Origin of the sequence: Brevundimonas vesicularis (assembly GCF_032067225.1) — a bacterium.
Taxonomy (GTDB): Bacteria; Pseudomonadota; Alphaproteobacteria; order Caulobacterales; family Caulobacteraceae; genus Brevundimonas; species Brevundimonas vesicularis_F.
Map to the genome: position 1 here is coordinate 1 of NZ_DAMBJX010000100.1, position 5,917 is coordinate 5,917.

Sequence of the window (5,917 nt, forward strand, 5' to 3'; positions counted from 1 at the left end):
GCGCTTTCGTCCAAGATCATTTCGGCGGCGTCCCCGCTGACCCGCTCGCGTCCGATCTGGACCAGCACTGGCACGCAGAAGGGCGAGGCGCGGTTCAGGGGTTGGTGGCGGATGCGTCCCTCGATGCGGGTCAGCATCTGGCCCAGGCGCGCCACGTCCAGCAGGCCGGAGGCGGCGTCGGCGCGGGCGGTCTTGAGCAGCAGATGGTCAGGTTGGTGGCGGCGCAGCACGTCGTAGATCAGGTCGGTGGAGAAGGTCACCTGCCGGCCGGTCTTTTCGGCGCCGGGCTGGCGGCGCTCGATCAAGCCCGAGATCAGGGCGCAATTGCGGAAGGATCGCTTCATCATGAAGCTTTCCTCCAGCCAGGCTTCCAGATCGTCGCCCAGCATGTCCGGCTGGAACAGGGCGTCCAGATCGATCGTGTCCATCGGCTTGATCGACCAGATCGCCAGCGAATAGTCGGTCACGACAAAGCCCAGAGGCCCGACGCCCATCCGGTCCAGCCGCCGGGTCAGCAGCATGCACAGGGTGGTGTGGGCCAGATTGCCCTCGAACGGATAGGCCACCAGGAAATGCCGGCTGCCGCGCGGAAAGGTTTCGACCAGCATGGATTCGGCGTCGGGAATGACCGAGCGGGTTTCCTGCAACTCCAGCCATTCCTGCACGTCGGGCGGCAGGACACGCCAGTGGTCGCGGTCGTGGATCATCGTCCGCACCCGGTCGGCCAGCGACGTGGACAGCGGGAACTTCGATCCGCCCCATGACGGAATCTTGGGGTCGCTGTCATTGGCGTGGGTGACCAGAGCGTCGGTCCCGGTGATGCCCTGAAACGCCCAGGTCTGGCCGGCGAACTGGAAGGTGTCGCCGGGTGTCAGCTGTTCGAAATACCACTCCTCGGCCTCGCCCACCTTGCGGCCGCCGATCAGCTGGCGCGAGGCGCCGCCGCGACGGCTGGCGACGCGGACGTTCAGCGTTCCTGCAGAGACGATGGCCCCGACATTCATGCGGTGGCGCTGGGCGATATGCTGGTTTCGGACCTTCCAGCGGCCGTCTTGCGTGCGCACGATCCGCGCGAACCGGTCGTAGGTGCGCAGCGCATAGCCACCGGTGGCGACGAAATCGACCACCTCCTCGAATTGCTCCCAGGTCAGGGCGCGATAGGGGCCGCTGCCGGTGATCTCGTCATACAGGACCTGCATGTCGAACGGCTCGGAACAGGCGACGCCCATGACGTGCTGGGCCAAAGTGTCGAGCGTGCCGATATGGACCGGCTCCCAGTCGAAGGCGTTGTCGGCGACGGCCTCGCGCGCCGCCTGGCACTCCAGCATCTCGAACCGGCTGGCGGGCACCAGAAGCGCGCGAGACGGCTCGTCCAGCCGGTGGTTGGCGCGGCCGATCCGCTGGACCAGGCGGCTGGAGCCCTTGGGCGCGGCCATCTGGATGACCAGATCCACGTCGCCCCAGTCGATGCCCAGATCCAGCGTCGAGGTGCAGACCACGGCCCTGAGATCGCCGCGCGCCATGGCCGCCTCGATCTTGCGCCGCTGCTCGGCGGCAAGCGAGCCGTGGTGCAGGCCGATGGGCAGATTTTCGTCGTTGATGGCCCACAGCTGCTGGAACACAAACTCCGACTGCCAGCGGGTGTTGACGAAGATCAGCGCCAGGGTCGAACGCTGGATGGCGGCATAGACCTCCGGGATCGCGTGCTGGCCGGTGTGGCCGGCCCAAGGGACCTTGCCCTCTGAGATCAGCACGTCGATGACCGCCGGCGCGCCGGGGTCGCCGCGGACCAAGGCCACGTCCGCGACGCCGGGCGAGGGACTGAGCCACCCCCGGATCAGATCGGGATCCTCGATGGTCGCGCTCAGACCCACCCGGCGCATGTCGGGTGCGAAGCTCTGCAAGCGGCCCAGCCCGAGCGACAGCAGGTCCCCCCGCTTGCCGCTCCAGATCGCATGCACCTCATCCAGCACCACGCATTTCAGATCGGCGAAATAGGAACGCGCGCCTTCCCAGGCGCAGAACAGGGCCAACTGCTCGGGCGTGGTCAGCAGGATGTCGGGCGGAAAATCACGCTGTCGCTGGCGCTTGGATTGTTTGGTGTCGCCGGTGCGCGTCTCGACGTGGATATTCAGCCCGATCTCGCGGATCGGGGTCATCAGATTGCGCTCAACGTCCGTCGTCAGGGCCTTCAGCGGCGACAAATAAAGCGTATGCACCCCCGACCCCGCCCCGGTCGCCGGCTTCGGTCCGCGCTCGGCCAGGTCGATCAGGCTGGGCAGAAACCCCGCCAGCGTCTTGCCGCCGCCGGTCGGCGCGACCAGCAGGGCGTGGCGGCCGGCCTCCCCCGCCGCAACCATCTCCAGCTGATGTCGCCGGGGCGCCCAGCCGCGCGACGCGAACCAGTCGGCGAACAGGGGCGGAAGCGTTGCGGGAGCGGCGGCGGTCGTCACGGACGGGATATAGCATGTTCCCGTTCCGTTTCAGCCCCAGGCTCGCTATCTATCGGACGTGTCCGACGAATCCGTCATTTCCGAAACCCGCCTGAGCGGCGCCCAGCCGTGGGCGAACTTGCCGCCGGCGCTCGCCACGCCGCCGGGCGCAGGTGCGGTGTGCGACGAGGCGGGGGCCAGGAAGATCGGGCGCGGGGCGGCCGAGGGGTTCTTCAGCACCGGGCCGGTGATGGTGGCGCATGCGTCGCTGACGGCGCGCCGGCTGGGGCTGACCCCGCCGCCGCGATCAGCTGATCTGATGGATGTGCTGGAACTTTACGCCTTCGTGCGGCCGGCGCGGTTCTGTGCGCCGTCGCCGACGGGGCTGGCGCTGTCGCTGGGGCTGGCCGAGCCGAAGTCGGCGGAGGAACAGGCGGCGGCCCTGCGTGAGGCGGCGGGGCTGCTGCTGCGCGAACTGGCTGATCCGGCCTATGTCGAGCGCGAGGCGGCCTATGTCCTGGCGCTGACGATGCAGCGGACGGGCTGGGCCTGGGGCGAGCGGGTGGTTCAGGCGCTGGAGGCCGGCGGCGTACGGGCGCGCCAGCATCGCGGGTCCGGGATGGATGTCTGGTCGCGGCTGACCGAATGGGAAGACGAGGCGCCGCGCGGCGAGGCGGGATCGGCGCCGGTCGACAGCGAGAGCGCCCGCATTCGGCTGGAGAAGCTGCTTCAGGCCTCGGGTCTGGACGAGACGCGACCGACCCAATCGGACTACGCCGCCGAAGCCGCCTTTGCTTTTTCGCCGAGGAACGAAGAGGGGCGGCCCCGCATGCTGCTGGCCGAGGCGGGGACCGGCACGGGCAAGACCCTGGGCTATCTGGCGCCCGCCTCCCTATGGGCCGAGCGGAACCAGGGGGCGGCGTGGATCTCGACCTATACTCGCGCGCTGCAACGCCAGATCGACCGTGAAAGCCATTCGCTGTGGCCCGATCCGGCCGAGCGCAAGAAGAAGGCGGTGATCCGCAAGGGGCGCGAGAACTATCTGTGCGTCCTTAATCTGCAGGACATGGTGCAGGCGGCCCAGCTGGGGAATGGCGACCTGATCGGCCTGGCGCTGGCCGGGCGGTGGGCGCTGCATACGCGCGACGGCGACATGACGGGCGGGGACTTTCCTGGCTGGCTGCCCGGCCTGTTCGCTATGCCGGCGGCCCATGCGGCGGGAGCGGCCAATCTGGTGGATCGGCGCGGCGAGTGCGTCCACGCCGCCTGTCCCCACTACCGCACCTGTTTCGTCGAAAAGACGATCCGCGCCAGCCGCCGCGCGGATCTGGTCATCGCCAACCACGCCCTGGTCCTGACCCAGGCGGCGTTCGACGGCGCGCGCTCGGCGCGGGGCCAGAAGTCGGACGGTGAGACGGCGGCGCTGAAGCGGATCGTCTTCGACGAGGGCCACCACCTGTTCGACGCCGCCGACAGCGCCTTTTCCGCCTGTCTGTCGGGCCAGGAGGCTGCCGAGCTGCGCCGCTGGATCCGCGGGCCGGAGGGGCGGGGGCGTCGCGGTCGGGGGCTGGAACAGCGGCTGGGCGACATGGTCAACGACAATGAGGCGGCGATGAAGGCGCTGCAGGACGCCATCCGCGCCTCCGCCGCCCTGCCGGGCGAAGGCGTGTCGGGCCGCGTTGCGCCGGCCTCGGGCGAGGTCAATCCGATCGGCCCGATCGAAGCCTTCCTGGCCGCCGCCCTGGACCAGCTGCGCGCCCGCACGGCGGAGACCCACACCTATGGCGGCCCCGAGTTCGGCATGGAGTGCGCGCTGAAGCCGGTGACCGATCCGGTCGCCGAGACCGCCCGCGCGGCGGCCCAGGCCCTGGCCGCCATCGAGGCGCCCCTTCTGGCCCTGTCGCGGCATCTGGAGGACATCCTCGACGACGAGGCGGCCGAGTTGGACGGCTCGCAGCGCTCGCGGATCGAGGGGGCGTTGCGCGGGCTGGACCGGCGCGCGCGCATGACCCTGCCGGGCTGGCGCTCCATGCTGGCGGCGCTGGAGGACGGCGGAGATCAGCCCGATCCCGACTTCGTCGACTGGCTGTCGGCCGAGACGGCGTTCGGGCGCATTCACGACGTGGCCCTGCGTCGCCACTGGATCGACCCGACCGTCCCGCTGGAGGCCGCCGTGATCGTGCCGTCGCACGGGGTGCTGGTGACGTCGGCCACCCTGTCCGATCCCTTGCAGGAAGACCCGTTCGACCTGGCGCGGATGCGGACCGGCTCGGCGCGTCTGATCGAGCCGCCCCGCACCCTGAAGGTCGAGAGCCCGTTCGACTATGCCGCCAACAGCCGGGTCATCGTCGTCAACGACCTGGTCAAGGACGATCCGCGCCAGACAGCGGCGGCGATGCGCGAACTGTTCCTGGCGGCGGGCGGCGGGGGCCTCGGCCTGTTCACCGCCATTCGCCGATTGAAGGCGGTCTATGAGCGGCTGGGGCCGGATCTGGCGAAGTCGGGCGTGCCTCTATATGCCCAGCACGTCGATCCGCTGGAGGTCGGGGCGCTGGTGGACATGTTCCGGGTCGAGGAGAATTCCTGCCTTTTGGGCACCGACGCCGTGCGCGACGGGGTTGACGTGCCTGGACGGTCGCTGCGGGTGCTCGCCTTCGACCGTGTGCCTTGGCCGCGCCCGGATTTGCTGCACAAAGCGCGGCGCGAACGGTTGGGAGGGAAGGGTTATGACGATGCGCTGGCCCGCGCCCGCATCGCCCAGGCGTTCGGCCGGCTGATCCGGCGCGGCGACGATAAGGGGGTGTTCCTGATGCTGGACGCCGCCACCCCCACCCGCCTGTTCGCCAGCCTGCCGCCAGGGACCGAGGTCCAGCGCATGGGCCTGGCCGATGCGGTCGAGCTGACCCGCAGTTTCCTGAACCCCGAGACGACTTAGGATGTCCAAGACCACGCCCGCGACCGTCGCCCTGACCAAGGCCGGCGTCGCCTTCGCTCTGTTTCCCTACGACTATGATCCCGACGCGCCGCGCGTGGGATTGCAGGCCGCCGAGGCGCTGGGCGTGGCGCCTGAACAGGTGTTCAAGACCCTGATGGTCCTGATCGACGGCGCTCCGGCCTGCGTCATCGTGCCGTCCGACTGCGAGGTCAGCATGAAGAAGCTGGCGGCGGTGCTGGGGGCCAAGTCGGCCCAGATGATGAAGCCTGCCGACGCCGAACGGCTGACAGGCTACAAGGTCGGCGGGGTCAGCCCGTTCGGCCAGCGAAAGGCCGTCCCCACCGCGATGGACGAAACCGCCATCCTGTTCGATCAGATCCTGATCAACGGCGGCCAGCGGGGGCTTCTGCTGGGGCTGGCGCCGGAGGATGCGCGGCGGGCGGCGAAGGCGGTGCTGGCTGACCTGACCGCCTAGAAGGGCGAGGTGCGGCGCGCTATAGGTCCGGCATGACCGACGCCTCGACGACCAAGCGACACAGCCGCAAGGGCC

General features: G+C 69.5%; 3 protein-coding genes. 2 read left to right on the plus strand and 1 reads right to left on the minus strand.

Features of this window, described 5'->3' with window-relative positions; all coding sequences use genetic code 11:
- Positions 1-2,360, minus strand: a 2,360-nt coding sequence (locus tag RT123_RS15395) for a ligase-associated DNA damage response DEXH box helicase (protein ID WP_313010096.1), incomplete at its 3' end; no start/stop codon positions are given.
- Between the two features lie 151 nt (positions 2,361-2,511).
- Here RT123_RS15395 and RT123_RS15400 point away from each other — a divergent pair.
- Both RT123_RS15400 and ybaK read left to right on the plus strand, forming a co-directional pair.
- Complete coding sequence (locus tag RT123_RS15400) at positions 2,512-5,367, plus strand: ATP-dependent DNA helicase (RefSeq protein WP_313010094.1); 2,856 nt, start codon at positions 2,512-2,514, stop codon at positions 5,365-5,367.
- Position 5,368: 1 nt separating this feature from the next.
- A complete protein-coding gene (ybaK, locus tag RT123_RS15405; protein ID WP_284876540.1) occupies positions 5,369-5,842 on the plus strand; it encodes a Cys-tRNA(Pro) deacylase in 474 nt (157 codons plus the stop codon).
- Positions 5,843-5,917: the final 75 nt, after the last annotated feature.

Bases quoted from the DNA above. Each gene is read 5' to 3' on its own strand.
- ybaK (WP_284876540.1), top strand. From the start codon at position 5,369: ATGTCCAAGACCACGCCCGCGACCGTCGCCCTGACCAAGGCCGGCGTC.